Here is a 21,168-nt window from a genome sequence, read left to right on the forward strand (position 1 = left end):
CTAACCACATGAAACTCAAAATTACTCTCGCAATCACTTTTTTATCTCTGCTTGTTGTTTTCGCCGCATTTAAAATGGATGATGATCCGTTTAGTCAGCTTTTACAAAAACTCGAAGATTACACCAGTAAATATCCACAGGAAAAAGTCCACCTTCACTTAGATAAGCCCTATTATGCCATCGGCGACGATATTTGGTTCAAAGCTTATGTTGTAAATACCAAAACTTCGGCGCCTTCAGGCATCAGTAAGATCCTGTATGTAGAGCTGATCAATGAAAAAGATTCGCTAAAAAAGCTGGTTAAATTACCCATTATGGGAGGGATTACCTGGGGTGATTTTAAGTTAACAGATTCACTGGGAGAGGGTAATTATAGAATTAGGGCCTATACCAATTACATGCGGAATTTTGGCACTGAATTCTTTTACGATAAGACCATTAAGATTGGAAATAGCTGGGCTAACAAAGTTTTTACAAAAACTTCTTACAGTTTTACGAAAGAGAACAATGCAGATAAAGTAACGGCAACAGTTCATTTTGAAGATAAAAATGGAGTGGCTTACAGTGAGAATGAGGTAAGTTATGAAGTTCAGTTAGATTATCGTACCGTTACCAAGGGTAAAGTTAAAACAAGTTTAACAGGCGATGCGGTAATTAGCTTCACCAATAATCAATCTTTCCAGAATAAATCGGGGAAGATTATTGCGACCATCGCGCTGGATAACAAACAAAAAGTAATCAAATCTATCCCAATCACCTCCACTTCTAACAATGTTGATGTACAGTTTATGCCGGAAGGGGGAACGCTTGTTGAAGAATTGCCTCAAAAAGTTGCCATTAAGGCCGTTAATGCCGATGGCCGTGGTGAAGATGTAGAAGGAAGTATAATTGATGACGCGGGAAATGAAGTAACCAGCTTTGCAACCAATTATTTAGGTATGGGTAACTTTGTGTTTAACAATCAGGCCGGGAAATCATATTCCGCAAAAGTTAAATTCAAAGACGGATCGGAAAAAACGGTGAAATTACCTGTAGCGGTTAAAAGTGGTTATGCACTTTCTGTAAATGCCTTAGATACAGGTAAGGTGGTGGTTAAAATTATGGCCAGTACCGATCTTGTGAATAGCGATGAACTAAAAGTTGTTGCGCAGCATGGTGGCAATGTATATTATGGGTCGAAAGCCAAAATGGATAAACAGGTATTGGTGGCTAATATTCCAAAGAAAAGCCTGCCAACCGGTATTGTACAGTTTACTTTATTTTCGGCCAGCAATCAACCTTTGGCAGAACGTTTGGTTTTTATTCATAACAAGGCCGAGTTAATTGATGTATCGCTTAACGCATCAGGAGTTGCTACCACAAAAAGAGGAAAATCGGCTTTTACTTTCGATGCGACCAACAGTAGTAAACCCGTTTTAGGTAGTTTTTCGGTTGCGGTTACCAATACAACAAAAGTTGCACCTGATGAAAATAATGAATCGAATATTCTCACCTCGCTGTTGCTTACCTCTGATTTGACCGGGTACGTAGAGAAACCCAATCATTATTTCTTAAAAGATGATCTTCAAACACAAAGGGAGCTCGATAACCTGATGCTTACTCAGGGCTGGAGAAGATTTCTCTGGAGAAATATCATTAATAATGTCGGCCCGAACATTACCTACAAGCCCGAGCAATCTATTACCATTAGCGGAACAATAACAAAAGGTAATAAACCTGTGCCTGGCGGCAAAGTAATGCTGATGGCTACAAAAGGAACGGTAACGATCTTAGATACAGTCACCAATGCAGAAGGAAAATTTGTTTTTGATAATTTAAGTTTTGGCGACAGTACAAAGTTTGTTGTTCAGGCTAGAACTAAAACAGAACGGAAGTTTGTAGATATTAACCTTGATATCGTTCCCGGACAGATTGTAACCAAGAATAAAAATGGAGCCGATATCGACATCAACGTGAATAATACTTTAATGAAATATATTAAAGAAAGTGATAATTATTTTAATGAGATGACTCGTTTAGGCTTGCTTGAGCGGACCATTAAACTCGAGGAAGTAACCATTACAGAAAAGAAAAACCCGGCGAAAAATTCATCCAACTTAAATGGTGCCGGAAGGGCCGATTTTGTGATGACGGCCGATCAGTTATCTACCTGCATTACCCTGTCGCAATGTTTACAAGGTAGGTTGCCCGGCGTAATATTTAGAGGAAATGTACCCTACCTAATGCGTAGTCAGAATATACCTGTTAATATTATTGTTGATGGCATGCAAATGGAAGCCGATTTTCTGGATAATGTTAATCCTAACGATGTAGAGTCTATTGAGCTTTTAAAAAGTATCGGTAATACGGCAATTTATGGTTCGCAAGGTGGCGGGGGTGTAATTATCATCACCACCAAACGTGGTGATGGCGGTAGAAGCACTGCTCGTTATGCTCCAGGTATTGTCACCTTTAATCCAAAAGGATTTACGATTTCGAGAGAGTTTTACTCACCAAAATATGATGCAGAGAGTTCAAGCAGCAGGGCTGATTTAAGAACCACTATTTATTGGAATCCACAGGTTGTTACCGATAAAGATGGAAAGGCACAATTTGAATTTTATAATGCAGACGAGCCTGGAACTTATCGCGTAGTCGTAGAAGGAATAGATGCAGTAGGGCATTTGGCAAGAAAAGTTTATACTTATGATGTTAAATAGAGAAAAATAGATAAATTTGAAATAGTATGCATGCATAGTTTATGCTGCGGTGTATTTATCTTAACATTGGATATTTAGACCTTGATACTAAACATTCAAATCTTGATACTATTTAAAATATGAATACAATTAAAGTAAGTGTTAAAGATCGCCTGGCCACCATCACATTAGATAGAGGGAAATCGAATGCCCTAAACCGTGAGTTGATTACCGAGCTTGACGATATGCTTAAAAATATTACTGCTGATGATAACATAGGCGGTGTAATTTTAACCGGAACAGCACCTTTCTTTTCTGCAGGACTGGATTTGGTAGAACTCTACAACTATAATAAGGATGAGGCTAAATCTTTCTGGCAGTTGTTTTTGGGTTTCACCGCCAATATGGTTTCGTTTAAAAAACCGATAGTGGCCGCAATTAGCGGACATAGCCCAGCCGGTGGCTGCGTAATGGCATTGGCATGCGATTATCGTGTGATGGCAGAAGGACAATATATTATTGGGCTAAATGAGGTACCTGTCGGTATTATTGTACCAAATAGTATTTTTCAATTATATGCTTTTTGGTTAGGTAAAGCCGAAGCCAGTCGTAGTTTGCTTTCAGGTAAACTTTATAGTCCGGAAGAAGCTTTGAAAGTGGGTTTGGTTGATGAACTGGTGAGAAATGAAAGTTTGTTAACGGCTGCCGAGCGTAAGATTAAGAAATACATGGAGCTCGAAAGCAATACCTGGTCGCAAAGCAAATTAAATATTCGCGAGGAATTAATCGCTGCGGTAACTGCAGATCAATCAGCTACTTTAGAAAAAATGTTAGCACAATGGTGGTCGCCGGCAACGCGCCATATTTTAAAAACAATTTTAGCTAACCTGCAACGGAAGTAGTTTTCAATTTACAGTTATCAGTTAGCGATTTACAGTAAACAATTAATCAATTTATACAATTAACCATTCCTACCAATAAAATAATTAACCGATTAACCGAATTTACAGTTGGTTATCGAACAACTTAGCAATTGCACAATACAATTAACCAGTTTAAACAATTAACCAATTAATCAATCGCACTATGTTCAGTTATAACGCACCAATGCTCAGAGAAGACGCTTTAAAGGGAAAAACCATTGTAATTACCGGTGGCGGAACAGGATTGGGGAAAGCGATGGGCGTATATTTCCTGAAATTAGGTGCAAACCTGGTCATCACAAGCAGAAAGCAGGATGTACTGCAAAAAACTGCCGATGAAATGGAAGAGAAAACAGGAGGCAAAGTATTGGCCGTTGCCTGTGATGTTAGAGAAGTAACACAGGTAGAAAACGTACTGGCCAAAACCTTGGAAAGGTTTGGTTCGGTTGATGTGTTATTGAACAATGCTGCAGGTAATTTCATATCTCCAACCGAACGCTTATCGGCCAATGCATTTTCATCCATTATCGATATTGTTTTAAAAGGGACGGTTAACTGTACACTTACCTTTGGTAAACACTGGATTAAGGAGAAACAGGCTGCAACAGTTTTAAATATCATCACCACTTATGCTTTTACAGGCTCAGCCTACGTTGTGCCTTCGGCTTGTGCAAAAGGTGGTGTTTTAGCGTTAACGCGGTCTTTAGCTGTAGAGTGGGGTAAATATGGTATCCGTACCAATGCCATTGCTCCAGGTCCGTTCCCAACTAAAGGCGCATGGGAGCGTTTATTGCCCGGCGATTTAGCCAAAAAGTTTGACTTTAAAAACCGTGTACCTTTAAAAAGAGTTGGCGACCATCAGGAGCTCGCTAATCTGGCTGCATTTTTAGTGAGCGATTTCTCAGGCTATATTAATGGTGAGGTAATTACCATCGATGGCGGCGAATGGTTGCAGGGCGCAGGCCAGATGAATGGCCTGGAGGCAATCCCGAACGAAATGTGGGATATGCTGGAGCAAATGACGAGAAGCGCTAAATGAGGGAAGATGTAATAATGTAAGACGGATGATGGCCTTTACGGGGACACTACCTCATTATCGAGTTTCCTTTTTACATTTAACATCAGCCATCTTCCATTTTCCATCCTTCATTTATTATCTTTGCCGATATGAATATCTTACTTTTAGGTTCAGGCGGCAGAGAAAGCGCATTCGCTTGGAAAATGAGCCAGTCTTCGCACTGCGATAAACTAATTATTGCTCCAGGTAACGGTGGTACAGGAGCTTATGGTACAAACATCAACATCAATGTAAACGATTTTGATGCCATTAAAAAAGTAGTGCTTACCGAAAACATCGAACTCGTTGTAGTAGGCCCTGAAGAACCTTTGGTAAACGGTATTCACGATTTTTTCCTTGCCGACGAAGCCATCGCACACATCCCGGTTATCGGACCTAAAAAGGAAGGTGCTATTTTAGAAGGAAGTAAAGATTTCTCTAAACAGTTTATGGAGCGTCATGGTATTCCTACTGCAGCTTCAAAATCTTTCACACCCGAAACTTTGGAAGATGGCTTAGCTTATCTGCAAAACCATGCCTTACCAGTTGTTTTAAAGGCAGATGGTTTGGCGGCAGGTAAGGGTGTATTAATCTGTACCGAAACCATCGAAGCACAGGAAGAATTAAAACTAATGCTTGGCGGTAAATTTGGAGCGGCAGGCGCAACAGTAGTAATTGAAGAATTTTTAAGCGGCATAGAACTTTCGGTATTTATTTTAACCGATGGTGAAAATTATATCACACTGCCTTCAGCTAAAGATTATAAAAGGATTGGCCAGGGCGATACTGGTTTAAATACTGGTGGTATGGGCTCGGTTTCTCCCGTTCCTTTTGCAACCCCCGAATTTTTAGCTAAAGTAGAAGAGCGGATTATTAAACCAACGGTTGATGGTTTAAAGAAGGATAATATCGATTATACCGGTTTTATCTTTTTCGGACTGATTAAAGTAGGAGAAGAGCCATTTGTAATTGAGTACAATGCACGTATGGGCGATCCGGAAACAGAAAGTGTAATTCCAAGGATCGAGAACGATTTGGTGGAGTTGTTTTTGGCAACAGCCAATAAACAATTAAATCAGGTAAGTTTGGTTATTTCTGAGCAAACAGCAGCTACCGTGATGATTGTGGCCGGTGGCTACCCGGGCGATTACCTGAAAGGCAAAGCCATTACCGGAATCGAAAACTTACGCCATTCGAATGCCTTCCATGCCGGAACATTGTTAGAAAATGATGTAGTGAAAACAAATGGGGGAAGGGTAATTGCCATTACCAGTTTGCAAAAAGATTTGTTCACTGCTTTACAATCGGCAACTGCTGATGCAGGCAGAATTTATTTCGACGGAAAATATTTCAGAGAAGATATCGGGTTTGACCTGGTTTAAAAGCATATAAGTTGAAAAAGATACTGAAGAAGATTTCCGAAACGGCCATAAAACAAGGAGAGTTTAGCTTTACACCTGAGCAGACCGAGGCAAAATGGCTAGGTAATCAACCTGCCACCTTAGCCGAGATAGAAGAAGCTGAAGCAAGATTGGGTATAACCTTGCCAGGTGATTATAAAGATTTTCTATTGATCACCAACGGGTTTACTACACCAAATGAACACGTTGATCCGTCGTTTTCAAAAACAAGCGATGTCGCATTTCTAAAGGATGTTGATTCACAGCTGATCGAAATCTGGACTGAAAATATTGAATTGCTTGATGTGGCAGTTAAATTAGCCAGAAGCATTATTGTTGGAGGAAGAGATGAGGAACAGTATTTTCTTTTAATCCCGCCGGTAATTGAAAATGCAGATTGGGAATACTGGAAATTCGCCTCGTGGATTCCAGGAGAAGACCCTTACGAAGGGCTTGAAAACTATTTCATAAACGTATTGGATTTCTTAAAATCTGCCTGATACGTTTCCGTATAAAATAAAGAAAGTCCCAATTTTTGATTGTGACTTTCTCTTTTAATGCGTATTTCTTATTTTGATTTACTGCCTAATAATTCCTGAAGTTTATCTTGTAAAGCTTGTTCTCTTAATCCTTTAGCAATAATTTTACCTGTCGGATCAATTAAGAAATTGGCTGGAATTGAACGGATACCATACATTTGGGCTACTTCATTCTCCCAAAATTTTAAGTCAGAAACATGTGTCCATGTTAATTTGTCGTCAGCGATTGCTTTTAACCAGGCGTCTTTTTTACCCGGACGGTCTAAAGAAACGCCTAAAACAGTAAAGCCTTTATCTTTAAATTTTTCATAAGCAAGAACCACATTAGGGTTCTCCTGACGGCATGGACCACACCATGAAGCCCAAAAATCGATCAGTACATATTTTCCTTTAAAATCAGATAGCTTTACCGCTTTGCCAGCAGTGTCAGTCTGTGTAAAATCCATGGCCATTGCACCTACAGCTGTTTTTCTTCCAGCTTCGAATATCTGTGCAATGTTTTTACCTGTTGAACTTGCCTTAAGCTCAGGCGAAAGTCCTGCAAAAGCTTTTTCTGCTACAGCAGCCTGATCAGGATCTGAAGCCAGCTGACTAATTGAAGTTAAGCTGATAAATGATTTTGGATTGTTGTTTGCAAATTGCAATAACAGTGGGGTCATTCCTTCTGATGCTTTTTCAAATTTAGCTCTCAGTGCACCTACTAACTCTTTATTTTGTTTTTGCTCTGCTGTATAACCTCTGTATTCTGCATCTATAGCCATAAGCTGATCATTTATCGGCTTGGTTAATGCGTTTAACTTCGCTGCATCAGCATTAACGGGCGAACCTGTAATTGTTGCATTTTTTAATGAATCTGCTGCGGCCAGTTTAATGTTACCAGGCTCTACATAAAGCGATAAAGCATCTAATTTTTCGCCTTGTGCCGGACGGTTAACATAAGGATTTTTGTTTAGGAAAAGACTTCCTTGTGCAGGGCTCAACAATGTTCCTTTAAATGCAAAAGCACCATTTGTTACTGTTGCTGAATCGGTAGTGTTTTTTCCATCACCTTGATAGATTAAATAAACCTTATCTCCGGTTTTCAATCCTTTTATGTCGCCGGTAACGGTAAATGGCTTTTGGGCTAAAGCTGCAAGAGGCAATAGTGCCATTGCAGATAATAATATTTTTTTCATGTAGGGGTTAGTTAATCTTTTGCCAAATATAAAAATCTGTACCGCTAAAACGTAAATCGCTGTGTAAAATTATGATAGATTATTTATCTGAACATAATATTCATCATTACTATACCATCTTACGTCATGGATTTCCAACTTAATATTTTATGCCTGCTACGCTTTTGGTTATCCAAGCCTCCATAAATTAATGTTTTTTCCACTTTTTGCGGACTTGCATTTAACTCAAATTTATCTAGGTTTTTAAATAAATCAGAAGTGATGGTTTGTGTCGCTTTGATTTCAAATGCGGAAAAGCCGTTATCTGTTGGCAGGAGTAAATCCACCTCATTGGTGTTGCTATCTTGCCAAAAGTAATAAGCCGATTATTTTAATTATAAATACAACAAAAGACATTGATATACAACATCAACTTTGAAATTACATAACTTCAACTTTGAAATTACATAGTTTTTTAATTTAATTTTTGGTAGGTTCTCCACCACAAATCAGGCATTTCGCCATTAACGGCAGTCTGATAATCGTCGTACCTGCAAGGTACCAGATGGTAGCGTTCATTTTTAGATTGACCAGATGGATAAGGAACCTGCATCCACCAGCGGTCTGATTTTTTGCTTTTTACAAACATCATTTCCCCCGAACCATCTTTTAAACTGGTTCGATAGATCATAAACTGCGATTTAGGGGTAAGCGGGAAATCCTTTTTACGGGCATAATACCCATCCACAAAGTACCATACCATTTGGGCAAGTAAGAAGGCAGTTTGTCCGTTATTGTCGTAGGCAGGATTAAATTCGTAAAAGCCAATTGAGGTTAATTTATCATTCATGCCGGCATAACGGGCAATGCGACAGGCTTCTTCGCCATCAAAACCGTTTGGCGTGGTGTTCGCATTAGCAGCAGCATCGGCAGAGCGGATAGCACCTATATCGAAGCTAATCATGTTTGCATTGCGGATTATCGGCTCCGTTAAGGTAATGTCCTGGGCAAATTCGCCCAAACGGTGTACGTCGAAATATAATTTATCCATTACGCTCAAACTTTCCTGATTTACAAAATAAGTTTGATACCCGACATTGCTAAAATTGAAAAGGTAATTGGGTTGGTGTAAGAAAATCTTGTTCAGGTAACAATCCGATCGCGTAGCAATTCCCTCATGGTCATCATCGCCAATATCAAATTGGTTATCAATAATAACCAGATCTACTTTTTGCTCTAAATCTTCATAACCCAGGTATTGGCCATAAGTTAAGTCTTGTCCGCCACCAATAATAATCGGAATAATGTCTTTTTTAATCAGCTCCGAAACCACCATCTTGATGGCGATGTAGGTATCGGCAATGGTTGCGCCATGTTTAATGTTGCCTAAGTCGACAATCCTGCTGCTAAAAGCGCCTTCGTTGAGTTTGTAAAATTTCTCTCTAAAATAATCCGGCGCCAGGGCAGCACCTTCATTATTCACAGCACCTCTTCCATCAAGTACCCCAAAAATTGCCAAATCGTAGATATGTTCCTCAAAATCGGGAAACGATTCGGTGTAAATCTGCGCTTTTAACCCCAGCTGACTTGTGAAAAATCCTTGCGTGGGTGTAAAACTATCGGGGTTTATTGGGGAAAAGAAATCCGTTAATGACATATATTTAAAACTCTCGGCTCAAATATCTATTTTTGAATGCGTATTTCCACATATAGCTCGAAAAAAATAAAATGATACTGGTAACCGGAGGAACTGGATTTTTAGGATCTGAATTAATTAAGCAGTTAACCGATAAGGGTTTAGCTGTTCGGGCCTTGAGGCGGGAGAAATCTAAAATTCCTGCACTAATCCAGAATAACCCACTTATTGAATGGTTTGAGGCTGATATTAATGAGCCATCTGCACTGGAAGATGCCTTTACTGGAATCACCAGAGTTTACCACTGCGCTGCATTTGTCTCTTTTAACCCGAAAGATAAAAAGCAACTTTTTCACGTCAACATAGAAGGAACTTCGAACATTGTAAATCTTTGTGCCGAAAATAATTGCCGCTTGTTGCACGTCAGCTCGGTAGCGGCCCTGGGTAATGCTAAAAAAGGCAATAAAATTACCGAGAAAGACTTCTGGGAATACGATGCCAAGGCACATGCCTATGGTTTGTCTAAATACGAAGGTGAGATGGAGGTTTGGCGGGGCATTACTGAGGGTTTAGATGCCATTATTGTTAATCCATCGGTCATTATAGGTAAAAATGCCGGCTTTGAAGGGAGTGGCGCTATTTTTAAACTGGTAAAAGGTGGTTTTCCGTTTTATACCGATGGTGCTTCGGGTTTTGTTGATGTGGAGGATGTGGCCAAAGCGATGATCCTGTTAATGGATGCCGAAGTTTCGGGAGAACGGTATATCATTTCTGCCGACGATTATCATTATAAAGCGCTGTTCAGCGAAATTGCACAGGGTTTTGGCGTTAAAGCACCAACAAAAGAAGCAAAGCCATGGATGCTCGGAATAGCCTGGAGGGCGTTAAAATTTGCATCCATATTTACTGGCAATCAGCCTTCCATCACTAAAGATGCGGCAAAGAGCAGTGTAACCTTAAGTTATTACAATAACCATAAAGTAAAAACGGAAACAGGCATTACCTTTAAGCCGGTTGCCGAAAGCATAAAAGAAATTACCCAACATTTAAGATAATGCCCAAACAGAAAGCCTATTACATCATCGATTTTGATAGTACCTTTACACAGGTAGAAGCACTTGATGAACTTGCCCGAATTTCGCTAAAGAACCACCCCGATAAAGAGGCGATTTTCCAAAAAATTGAAGATTATACCAATTTTGCCATGGAGGGAAAACTTTCCTTCTCCGAAAGTTTAGCGCAACGTGTTAAACTTCTTGAGGCAAATGAAGATCATTTAAAACAACTCATCAAACATTTAAAAAAGAAAGTATCTACTTCTTTTTCGCGTAATGCCGAATTTTTTAAGAAACATGCCGATGAGGTATTGATTGTTTCTGGCGGATTTAAAGAGTTTATTACTCCTGTGGTAAGCCAGTACCACATTAAAAAGGAAAATATTTATGCCAATACTTTTGTAACCACTGGTGATGGTAAAATTATAGATTACGATCATGCCAATCCTTTAAGTGAAGAAGGTGGTAAAGTAAAATTACTTCAACATTTAAAACTCGAAGGCGAGTTATTTGGTATTGGAGATGGCTATTCTGATTTCCAGCTGCGTGAAAGCGGTATCATCAATAAGTTTTTTGCATTTACAGAGAATATTGCCCGTGAAAGCATTGTTTCAAAAGCCGATCACGTAACCCCAAGTTTCGACGAATTTTTATACGTAAACGATCTGCCGCGTGCCATTTCTTATCCTAAAAACAGAATCCTTTGTCTGGTTATTGGTGAGGTTGATCCCTTAACGATTACCATTCTTAAAAATGATGGTTTATCGATTAGGCATAAAACCTCTTTTGAAGATAAGTACGTAAAAGATGTGGGCATTATCCTTTTGGCTGATGGTGAAAAGATAAATAAGGAACAGTTAAAAAATGCAGCTAAGCTAAAAACCATTGGTTATTTAGGTAATGCAAAAAATAAAATAGACCTCGATTTATGTACCAAACAGGGAATTGTTGTTTTTGATGACCCTAAAAATAATCCACGTAATATCGATTTTATCCCGAAACGGGTTGCCGATTTTATGAACACTGGAGCAACATATCTAAGCAGCAATTTTCCTAACTTACAATTGCCGAAAATTGAGAAATCGCACCGCTTAATTCACATTCACAAAAACGTTCCGGGTATTATGGCGAAAATCAACACTGTTTTTGCCAAACACGATATCAATATTGTGAGCCAGTTTTTAATGACCAATCCTGAGATTGGCTACGCCATTACCGATATCAATGCCGAGTACGATAAACAATTGTTTAAATCGCTTAAAAAGATTGAGCATACAATAAAGTTTAGGGTGCTGTATTAATCAGTATCGTCATTTCGAGCGGAGTGCAGCGCAGTCGAGAAATCTATTTTAAAAGATCTCTCTCCCGAAAATTCGGGACTGTGCTTCAGTCGAGATGACCATCTTCCTGTTAAAATCTGTCATTCTGAGTGCAACGAAGAATCTTTTTTAGAGTACTGCCTTTTAGTGCTTCGTTTGTTGTAGATTCTTCACTGCGTTCAGAATGACAATAACACTTTTCTCTGTACGCCCAGCGCCCCACGCGCCCTACCTCAAAAACTGATGGCGCTTCAATAGCAAATGTTTAGGTGCGCCGATGCTTTGTGACCGGTAAATTCCCGTATGGCCTGAAAACAGATAAGCGGTAACACAGGCTAAGGCGATATAGATTCCCGATGTTGTGCCAAATAACTCTACACCCATAAAAATACAGGCCAAAGGGGTGTTCGCAGCCCCTGCAAAAACCGCCACAAAGCCCATTCCTGCCAATAAGCCCAAGGGTAAGGGAATGAAGAAACTCAAAAAGCTACCCAGTGTCGCACCAATAAAGAAAAGCGGCGTAACCTCGCCACCCTTAAACCCTGCACTTAGGGTAAATGCAGTTAAAAATAACTTGATCGCAAATGTATAATACGCTTCTTGTTGTACAAAGGATGCTGAAATAACCGGAATGCCTAAACCAATGTATCGGGTATTTCCGATCAGGTAAATAATGCCGATTAAAACTATTCCACCTATAAACGGCCTTAATGGCGGGTATTTAATTTTGGTGAAAAGGTTTGATAAACCGTGATTTAAGGCCGAGAAAGACCTGGCCACTAGTCCGAATAATATTCCGGCCCCTAAGGATAATAATAAATTAACCGAATTCATCTCCGGTACCAGGGATATGGAATAATGCGTATGACCAACCCCCCATGCCTTACAAATATAATCGGCAATAATTGCCGTGATAAATGAAGGGAGAATAGCGCCGTAGGTTAAACTTCCAATAACAAAAACCTCCAATCCGAATACAGCTCCTGCCAATGGTGTGCCGAAAACAGAAGCAAAACCAGCGCTGATCCCACAGATGAGGATCACTTTTCTATCTCTGGCTTTAAGTTTAAACAGTTTGGTAAACTGATCTGCAAAGGCTCCGCCAATTTGCACCGCTGTGCCTTCTCTTCCTGCCGATCCACCAAATAAGTGGGTAATAATTGTGCCTGCAAAAATGAGTGGTGCCATGATTAGCGGAATCACATTTTTGGGTGATTGCAATTCTTCAATCAAGAGGTTGTTGCCTTTTACAACGCTTGCACCCCAGTAATGGTAAGCCAGGCCGATGAGTAGCCCTGCGATTGGTAAAAAGGCGATTATCCAGAGGTGCTGCTCACGGTAATGGGTTGCCCAGTTTAAAGTTTCTAAAAATAAAGCAGAAGCTGAACCAATAATCCCACCCAGGATTGCAGAGATAAACAGCCACTTTAAAGTGCTAATGAAGAGTAATCCGAAGTCGCGTTTAATAAAATGTTTGATAGACAGAAGAAATCCTTCTGTTAGTTTTTTAACAGGCATTTGAATTCAATTTTAAATAAAAATCGTAGGAGTCATCAGCCTGTTTGGGCGGTTTTGGCGGTACTCCATCGCCATCGTTTCAAATGTATAAAATTTAGTTATTTGTTGCAAAATCTTTATCACCTTTGTGCAGCTAACTTTAAACAATGGATTTCACACCCGAAATAAAAGACAAACTACACCAACTACAGGAAAAGTACACCGCAATGGGGCAAGATATGGCATCATACCTTGATGGACTTTTATATGCCGATTTCTTAACCTATTGGGACTACATTCATTTGGATACTTTGCTGAGCTTGCAGAATCCTAAAACACCCATCCCTGATGAAGAGATTTTTATCATGTACCACCAAATCACCGAGCTTTATTTTAAGCTTGCGCTGCACGAATGCAGACAGATTGCGGAGCATGAAAATTTAACTGTCGAATTTTTTACTGCACGTGTAAAACGGATTAATGCTTATTTTAATGCTTTAACCACTTCTTTCGAGGTGATGGTTGATGGTATGGAAAAAGAACAATTCCTGAAATTCCGCATGTCGTTATTGCCTGCCAGTGGATTCCAGTCGGGCCAGTACCGAATGATCGAAATCTGCGCTACGGATTTTATCCGATTAGTAGATAAAACCAAACGTGAAGAACTAAGTACGGCAAGCATAGAAGAACAATTCGAAAATATTTACTGGAAATTTGGTGCAACCGAACTGGCTTCAGGTAAGCAAACTTTAACCTTAAAGCAATTTATTAAAAAGTATGCGGCACAGTTTTTACAGCTGGCCAAAGATCGTACTTTAACCAATTTCTCCGCTTTATACCATCAGTTGCAAGCAAATGGTGCCGATGTTACTGCACTTGCAGAAGAATTACGTAAGCTTGATTTGTACGTAAATGTAGAGTGGCCTTTATCGCACTATAAATCGGCCGTACGTTATTTGGAAAAAGATCCCGTTGATATTGCTGCAACAGGTGGAACCAACTGGCAAAAGTACCTGCCTCCGCGTTTTCAAAAAAGAATTTTTTATCCGTTCTTATGGACCGGTGAGCAAATGGAAGAGTGGGGTAAAGGCTGGGTGCTTAGTGTACTTAAAACACTCAAAAACAAAGATTAATATTGTAAAAAGCTATTAAAAAAGCCTGTTTTTTCTTAATTTGCGCGAAATAATTAATGACAGAATGAGTGAATTACTGAATTAGATAATTGAGGTGCAAAACACTTCATCATTTCAATCAATCACTCATTCAAAAAAATAAAAGTATGACCGAGACATTAGATATAAAAATCACCAAAGCAGACCAAACACGTTTGACTGTTACTGATTTTTCGCAATTACCGTTCGGTAAGGTTTTTACCGATCACATGTTTACTGCCGACTACGAAGATGGCGAATGGAAAAATTTACAGATTCTTCCTTATGGCCCGATTCCGATGAGCCCTGCAATTTCTGCACTTCATTATGGACAGGCAATTTTCGAAGGATTAAAAGCTTATCGTCAGCCAGATGGAAAGATTAGTGTGTTCCGTGCAGATAAAAACTTCGAACGTTTTAACAAATCGGCGGCAAGAATGTCGATGCCAGGCATACCTGAAGAAATTTTTATGCAAGGTTTGGCGGCATTGATCAACGTTGATGAGAAATGGGTGCCTAATCAGGAAGATTATGCTTTATATATCCGTCCGGTAATGTTTGCAATGGATCCTTATTTAGGTGTTAAAGCATCTGATACTTATAAGTTTGCTTTATTAACTACCCCAACTGGTCCATATTACAGCAGTGCATTAAAGGTTAAAATCGAAACTGAATTTACACGTGCAGATGAGGGTGGTGTAGGCTTTGCCAAAACTGCCGGTAATTACGCACGTTCGTTATATCCTTTCGAGCAGGCTAAAAAAGAAGGTTACGATCAATTGATCTGGACAGACTCTGTAACACATGAGTTTATTGAAGAAGCTGGAACAGCCAACTTACTTTTTGTAATTAATGGTAAATTGGTTACGCCATCAGTACGCAGTACCGTTTTGGATGGTGTAACACGTGATACCATTATCAAACTGGCTAAAGATGCAGGAGTAGAAGTTGAAGAACGTAGGGTTTCTGTTAAAGAAGTGATTGAAGGAATCGAAAACGGAAGCTTAACCGAGGCTTTTGCCGCAGGAACTGCAGCTACCGTAACGCATGTAGGCGAAATGGGCTATAATGGTCAGATCTATAAATTGACCGATCCATCAACCAGACATATTTCTAACGGCATTGCTAAAAAACTGAACGATATCCGTTATGGTTTAGCACCTGACGAATTTGGTTGGAACTGGGTGATATAAAGATCATCACTCCTAAAAATAAACCCCGATGCAATAGCTGTATCGGGGTTTATTTTTTTATAATATCGTCATTTAGAGCGGGGTATAATGTGGTCGAGAACCATGTAGTGCTCAGCGAAGCTAAATCTATTATAGATCTCTCTCCCAAACAGTCTGGACTACGCTTTAGTCGAGATGAAGGATTTCATATAGGATATTGGTAATTTATTTTAGCAAAATTCAGCTCTTTAGACTTCCGGCTTCTGACCTCGGACTTCCGTCTTCTGACTTTTACTATTTATCTAAAATCACCACGCCTTTAGCTTCGAATGCCAGTTCCTTTTTAGGATCGGTAATTTTAGCGACTTCTTCAGGAGATTTTTTAGCGTCTTCTGCATAATGGCGTAAAGTTTCTACAGAAATGCTTTGTTTCTTCGCTATGCCATCCAAAACTACTTTTTTGCCAACTATATCCATTGGCATAAAGAATGCATAATCTTTAAAAGTTACCCGCATTGGATCGCCGTTAGGCATTTCTAACGTCATCCAGCAGCCTTTTTTCTTACACACATCCACTACTTTGCCTTCGATTTTCATATCGGCGGTTTTTTTATCCCCCATAGCAGCTTCCATTTTTGCAGCTGGTTTTACATCACCTGGTTTAACTTCTTCGCCAAATTTTTGACCAGTATATGCGGTTTGAGCAAATGACAATGCCGTAAACAGGCAAAAGCTCAAGCTTAAAATGATTTTTTTCATGATTTTATTATTATCCGGTTATAATCTAATCAAAGTTATTTAAATTTTTTCTAAATAATGGAAACAAAAAATCCTCGTTAACATCCATTAACGAGGAAAATCATCCCTATAATCGTGTAGATCACTTTCTATGATTTACATCTCAATTTTTATAGGCAAACCAGAATCCAAAATTTTAATTTTTGTTTTCATTGGATTTAATATTCTTGTATTCAGATAGTTGTTGTTTTTTACGAGGTTTATTAATGCTCGATGATGTTGTAGAAATGTGGAATATTCTCTGCTTTGTGAGGAATGTTGTTGAGCGGTTTCCCCAACTTTATCTATCCAAAAACAAGACTGAACACTTCTTCTATTTTACTTACTGCTTTAATCTCAAGGTTGTATTTTTCTGTAGCAATTCCTTTCAGGTTGTATTTAGAGATATAAATGGTTTCGAAACCCAATTTGTCTGCTTCGGCAATGCGTTGTTCGATTCTGTTTACTGCCCTGATTTCTCCTGACAGACCTACTTCTGCTGCAAAACAATTTTTTGAAGACACCGCGATATCTTGGTGCGATGAGATGATGGCAATCAATACGGCCAGGTCAATTGCAGGGTCTTCTACTCTGATTCCGCCGGCGATATTTAAGAAAACATCTTGTGTACTTAACCTGAAACCACAGCGTTTTTCTAAAACAGCCAGGAGCATATTCATCCTTTTGGTATCAAAGCCTGTTGCAGAACGTTGAGGAGTTCCATATGCTGCCGAACTTACCAGGGCCTGTGTTTCAATCAACATGGGTCTGGCGCCTTCTAAGGTTGCAGCTATGGCAATTCCGCTCAGCTCTTCGTCGCGCTGTGATAACAAAATTTCTGATGGATTAGATACTTCCCTTAAGCCACTGCCTTGCATTTCGTAAATCCCCAATTCTGCTGCCGCACCAAAACGGTTTTTAATCGATCGTAAAATGCGGTAAACGTGGTGCCTGTCGCCTTCAAACTGCAAAACGGTGTCCACCATGTGTTCGAGGATTTTAGGCCCTGCAATGGCGCCATCTTTGGTAATGTGGCCGATAAGGAATACCGGTACACCGGTTTCTTTTGCAAAACGCAAAAGTTCGGCGGTACATTCCCTTACCTGCGATACGCTGCCCGGGGTTGAATCGATATGCGCTGAATGCAAAGTCTGGATAGAATCTACCACTAAAATTTCGGGCTCCAGAATTTCGATCTGTTTAAATATATTTTGTGTAGAGGTTTCGGTTAAAATGTAACAGTTGGATGATGGGCTTTCCTGGATCCTTTCTGCCCGCATTTTAATTTGCTGCTCACTTTCTTCGCCAGAAATATAGAGGAGTTTCTTTCCTTTTAGGTTTAGCGCAAGCTGAAGCATTAAGGTTGATTTTCCGATACCCGGTTCGCCACCAATTAATACCAGCGATCCTTCTACCAATCCACCACCCAATACGCGGTCTAATTCTTTATCACCAGTTAATATTCTACGTTCAGTTGATGATTGTATTTCATCAACTTTACTTGGTTTGCTTAATTTACGACTAGATGTATCGCTTTTCCAGGTGGGAACAGCAGCTGAGCTTTTTTCTACTATTTCTTCTACAAAGGTATTCCATTGGTTACATGATGGACATTTACCCAACCATTTTGCCGATTCGTAGCCACAGCTCTGACAGAAAAATGCACTTTTTGATTTTGCCAATTGATTAAAATTTTAGATTACGAATTTAACCTTTCTCCTTGATAAACCCTGCAAATTTGTGAAAGCTGTGGGGTTTGAGTTACTTAGATGAACCAGTCGGTTCTAAACCCGACAGACGTGGCAGCCCCCGATTCTTTATCGGGGGTTATAACAAATGGCGGGGCTGCTATAACCCAATGGCTTCTGTATTTGCTTTTCTAATCAATATATGATTTTTAGAGAATACAATTGTTGTTTTTTTGGAAAGCAGGTTTCTCTGTTTATCGGTTCCGGAAGCCCTGCCATTCGCTTTATCCCGATGGAAAATCGGGATGCCCGCTGCTGTCAGGTTTAAATTACTTAGGTTAATCTCCTTTTTTCTAAAACAAGAAAGCCCGGATTTTTAAAATCCAGGCTTTCTATAATGTGTTTTGAGTTATAATTTAATCTCTTCATCTTTTGCGGAGATGAAGTGAAACTCAGTTAAGTAATATGATGATTGTGCCTTAACTTTAATCCATTGGCCATATTTAAAGAACCAGCGGCGTTGAAGGTTGAAAATGCCTTTTGTAATATAAGCTTCGATGTATGGGTGTACGCAAAGTGTTACACCTTTTTCATTCTGCTCTCTTAAAATATAATTAAGGTTGTTCTCAATATCATCCATTAAAACGATACTCGCTTTAATTTCTCCGGTCCCATCGCAGGCCGGACATTTTTCTACCGTAACAATATTCATTTCCGGACGAACACGTTGTCTGGTAATTTGTACCAAACCAAATTTGCTTGGAGGCAAAATAGTGTGTTTGGCTCTATCCAATAACATCAGCTCACGCAAATAATCGAACAGCATTTTACGGTTTGTTGGTTTGTGCATATCGATAAAATCGATTACCACAATACCGCCCATATCGCGCAGGCGCAATTGACGGGCAATTTCTTTAGCCGCCTCTTTGTTTACCTGTAAAGCATTTTCCTCCTGGTTTTCTTTACTGGCAGTACGGTTTCCACTATTCACGTCTATGACGTGGAGTGCTTCAGTGTGCTCTACTACAAGGTAAGCACCACCTGGTAAGTTTACTGTTTTACCAAAAGCATTTTTAATCTGCTTTTCTACACCGAAATGATCGAAGATAGGTTCTTTCTGTTTGTACAGTTTAACGATCTTTTCCATTTCAGGAGAAATATCGTGGACATAAGAACGGATATCATCGTACAGCTCTGGTGTACTTACGTAAACGTTTGTAAAATCAGGATTCAGAATATCACGGATTAACGTTGATGATCTGTCCATTTCTCCCCAAACTCTTTTTGAAGGTTCGGTAGATGGCATTTTTTTAATGAAGTTTTCCCATTTAGCAATTAAATCTAAAAGATCTTTTTGCATTTCGGCAACGCCTCTGCCTTCAGAAACGGTTCTGATAATAACCCCAAAATTTTGAGGTTTAATACTTTCAATAATCTTTTTTAAACGATTACGTTCGGTATTACTTTTAATTTTTTTTGATACAGATATGGTATTGGAGAATGGCACCAGTACCACATACCTGCCGGCAATCGAAATGTCGGAACTTAAACGCGGACCTTTTGTAGAAATTGGTTCTTTGGCAATTTGTACAGGGAGGAGCATGTTTTTACTGAGCACATCAGAAATTTTGCCTGCCTTATTAATATCGGCTTCTAGCTTTAAATTATCTAATAATGTGCCTGTAACCGAGCCATTACGCTTGATCTTCGTTAGCTTAATTAAAGATTGCACCTGAGGGCCCAAATCAAAGTAATGCAAAAAAGCATCTTTTTCATAACCAACATCCACGAAAGCAGCATTCAGGCCGGGCATAATTTTTTTAATGCGGCCTAAATAAATATCGCCTACAGCGTAGTTATTATTGATTTGTTCTTTGTGAAGCTCAACAAGTTGTTTGTCTTCAATCAACGCTATGGTAACTCCGGCAGGAGTCGAATTGATAATTAATTCTTTTACCAACAGCTACAGATTTAAGGCTTTCGCCTATTAACAAATGGATAGTAAATAAAAACAGTGATGTAGCCAAAAAGATATACAATAAAAAAAATCATATAAATTGTTTAAACCTCATAGTGTTTACTATGAGGTTTAACTGGCTTTATCAAAATAAGAAACTATTTTTTCTTATGTCTGTTTTTTCTTAAACGTTTTTTACGTTTGTGGGTAGCCATTTTATGTCTCTTTCTTTTTTTACCGCTTGGCATAGTTTTAAGTTTTAAATGTTTTTATTAATCTGTTAATTAATTTTTATTCTTTAGTTCAGCCACCTTCTTATCAATGAATGAAGATAAGGTTGGGTTAGCCGCTAATTTTTTGCTTGATAGGTAAGCATCTACTGCTTCTTTATTTCTGCCTAAATTTTCTAAAGCTGTTCCTAAATAAAAATAGGCTTCAGGGGTTGGAGCAGTGGCAATTACGGTATTAAAACGAGGAATTGCTTTGTCAAACTGACCTGATTTTATCGAGAACAATCCTAAATTCATATTCGCCTTTACATTTTTAGGTTCTTTAGCCACAACTTCTAACAACATGGCAATACCTTGCATTGGTGCGCCTAGGCCGTTTACTATGGTTACACCTAAGCCTGTTTTAGCTTCAATGTTTGTAGAGTCTTTCTCTAGTGCATTTTTGTAAGATGCATTGGCTTTCTGCAATAAAACAGGCTGCGCTATGCTATCTTGTGTGCTTTCAAAAGCTTTTATAAACTGATTACCTGCAGCTAACCACGATTTTGATGATGGTTCGCCTTGGGCTACAACTTCTAAATACAGTGCAGATGGGGTGATTTGTTCCACATCGTCCCATTTCTGAGCCAGTTGTTTAGCAAGTTCAATCTTTTCTGCGCCATTTGCGCCTTTGTAGCTATTTTCTAAAGCTGTAATGTCTGTAGCCAAATTTTTATTGATCACATTTTTTGCAGCTGTAGACGAAGTTTCGAGGTTTAGTACCGATGTTGTTGATGGAGAAGCTGCTCCGGCCATTTGGCCACTTGAAGGCATTTTTCCATTTTCTTCTGTTGGTTTAACCAAACCCTTAATGTCTCTCGTAAATAAGAATGCAACAAGCAATACAATCGCTCCAATAACAATGGTTTGTTTAGATCTGATGTTGCTATTCATAT

At 39.2% G+C, this 21,168-nt stretch carries 17 protein-coding genes and 1 riboswitch; of the genes, 9 read left to right on the forward strand and 8 right to left on the reverse strand.

Annotated features, from left to right (window positions below; genetic code table 11):
• Positions 1-8: 8 nt before the first annotated feature.
• The 5 genes from AC04QZ_RS11700 to AC04QZ_RS11720 all read left to right on the forward strand — a co-directional run bounded on the left by AC04QZ_RS11700 (position 9) and on the right by AC04QZ_RS11720 (position 6,558).
• A complete protein-coding gene (locus AC04QZ_RS11700) occupies positions 9-2,699 on the forward strand; it encodes a carboxypeptidase-like regulatory domain-containing protein (protein WP_478357905.1) in 2,691 nt (896 codons plus the stop codon).
• A 119-nt stretch (positions 2,700-2,818) separates the two neighbouring features.
• Positions 2,819-3,580 (forward strand): enoyl-CoA hydratase/isomerase family protein, encoded by a 762-nt coding sequence (locus tag AC04QZ_RS11705; RefSeq protein WP_478357906.1) that lies wholly within the window; start codon positions 2,819-2,821, stop codon positions 3,578-3,580.
• Between the two features lie 184 nt (positions 3,581-3,764).
• Positions 3,765-4,640 carry an SDR family oxidoreductase gene (locus tag AC04QZ_RS11710; RefSeq protein WP_086548706.1) on the forward strand — a complete coding sequence of 292 codons (876 nt, stop codon included), beginning with the start codon at positions 3,765-3,767 and terminating at the stop codon, positions 4,638-4,640.
• Between the two features lie 128 nt (positions 4,641-4,768).
• Positions 4,769-6,040, forward strand: a complete 1,272-nt coding sequence (purD, locus tag AC04QZ_RS11715; protein ID WP_478357907.1) for a phosphoribosylamine--glycine ligase — start codon at positions 4,769-4,771, stop codon at positions 6,038-6,040.
• An 11-nt stretch (positions 6,041-6,051) separates the two neighbouring features.
• A complete protein-coding gene (locus AC04QZ_RS11720; protein ID WP_478357908.1) occupies positions 6,052-6,558 on the forward strand; it encodes an SMI1/KNR4 family protein in 507 nt (168 codons plus the stop codon).
• 68 nt (positions 6,559-6,626) lie between these two features.
• On the opposite strand, the gene AC04QZ_RS11725 is transcribed toward AC04QZ_RS11720, so the two are convergent.
• From AC04QZ_RS11725 to AC04QZ_RS11735, 3 genes are all read right to left on the reverse strand, one after another.
• Positions 6,627-7,772 (reverse strand): redoxin domain-containing protein, encoded by a 1,146-nt coding sequence (locus AC04QZ_RS11725; protein WP_478357910.1) that lies wholly within the window; start codon positions 7,770-7,772, stop codon positions 6,627-6,629.
• Positions 7,773-7,891: 119 nt separating this feature from the next.
• A complete protein-coding gene (locus tag AC04QZ_RS11730; RefSeq protein WP_478357912.1) occupies positions 7,892-8,098 on the reverse strand; it encodes a hypothetical protein in 207 nt (68 codons plus the stop codon).
• Positions 8,099-8,226: 128 nt separating this feature from the next.
• Positions 8,227-9,408, reverse strand: a complete 1,182-nt coding sequence (locus AC04QZ_RS11735) for a formimidoylglutamase (RefSeq protein WP_478357913.1) — start codon at positions 9,406-9,408, stop codon at positions 8,227-8,229.
• Positions 9,409-9,479: 71 nt separating this feature from the next.
• Here AC04QZ_RS11735 and AC04QZ_RS11740 point away from each other — a divergent pair, with 71 nt between their 5' ends.
• Together AC04QZ_RS11740 and AC04QZ_RS11745 are read left to right on the forward strand one after the other, a co-directional pair.
• Positions 9,480-10,442 carry an NAD-dependent epimerase/dehydratase family protein gene (locus tag AC04QZ_RS11740; protein WP_478357914.1) on the forward strand — a complete coding sequence of 321 codons (963 nt, stop codon included), beginning with the start codon at positions 9,480-9,482 and terminating at the stop codon, positions 10,440-10,442.
• Positions 10,442-11,743 carry an HAD-IB family phosphatase gene (locus AC04QZ_RS11745; RefSeq protein WP_478357915.1) on the forward strand — a complete coding sequence of 434 codons (1,302 nt, stop codon included), beginning with the start codon at positions 10,442-10,444 and terminating at the stop codon, positions 11,741-11,743. Before AC04QZ_RS11740 ends, AC04QZ_RS11745 begins: the two co-directional genes overlap by 1 nt.
• Positions 11,744-11,989: 246 nt before the next feature.
• Here AC04QZ_RS11745 and AC04QZ_RS11750 read toward each other — a convergent pair whose 3' ends face one another.
• Positions 11,990-13,279, reverse strand: coding sequence for a voltage-gated chloride channel family protein (locus AC04QZ_RS11750; RefSeq protein WP_478357916.1), 1,290 nt, complete (start codon positions 13,277-13,279; stop codon positions 11,990-11,992).
• 19 nt (positions 13,280-13,298) lie between these two features.
• Positions 13,299-13,361, reverse strand: a riboswitch (Fluoride riboswitch).
• A gap of 64 nt (positions 13,362-13,425) precedes the next feature.
• Here AC04QZ_RS11750 and AC04QZ_RS11755 point away from each other — a divergent pair.
• A complete protein-coding gene (locus AC04QZ_RS11755) occupies positions 13,426-14,391 on the forward strand; it encodes a tryptophan 2,3-dioxygenase family protein (RefSeq protein ID WP_086548719.1) in 966 nt (321 codons plus the stop codon).
• 146 nt (positions 14,392-14,537) lie between these two features.
• Positions 14,538-15,602, forward strand: coding sequence for a branched-chain amino acid aminotransferase (locus AC04QZ_RS11760; RefSeq protein WP_086548720.1), 1,065 nt, complete (start codon positions 14,538-14,540; stop codon positions 15,600-15,602).
• Positions 15,603-15,875: 273 nt separating this feature from the next.
• Here AC04QZ_RS11760 and AC04QZ_RS11765 read toward each other — a convergent pair whose 3' ends face one another.
• From AC04QZ_RS11765 to AC04QZ_RS11780, 4 genes are all read right to left on the reverse strand, one after another.
• Positions 15,876-16,340 carry a DUF4920 domain-containing protein gene (locus tag AC04QZ_RS11765; RefSeq protein WP_086548721.1) on the reverse strand — a complete coding sequence of 155 codons (465 nt, stop codon included), beginning with the start codon at positions 16,338-16,340 and terminating at the stop codon, positions 15,876-15,878.
• A 323-nt stretch (positions 16,341-16,663) separates the two neighbouring features.
• Positions 16,664-18,040 carry a DNA repair protein RadA gene (radA, locus tag AC04QZ_RS11770; RefSeq protein WP_478357917.1) on the reverse strand — a complete coding sequence of 459 codons (1,377 nt, stop codon included), beginning with the start codon at positions 18,038-18,040 and terminating at the stop codon, positions 16,664-16,666.
• Between the two features lie 415 nt (positions 18,041-18,455).
• The gene (locus AC04QZ_RS11775; RefSeq protein ID WP_086548723.1) at positions 18,456-20,006 is read right to left on the reverse strand and encodes an Rne/Rng family ribonuclease; all 1,551 of its coding nucleotides are present in this window, start codon (positions 20,004-20,006) and stop codon (positions 18,456-18,458) included.
• Positions 20,007-20,287: 281 nt separating this feature from the next.
• Positions 20,288-21,166, reverse strand: coding sequence for a tetratricopeptide repeat protein (locus AC04QZ_RS11780; protein ID WP_478357918.1), 879 nt, complete (start codon positions 21,164-21,166; stop codon positions 20,288-20,290).
• Between the last annotated feature and the right edge of the window lie 2 nt (positions 21,167-21,168).

Source organism: Pedobacter folensis, assembly GCF_056490665.1.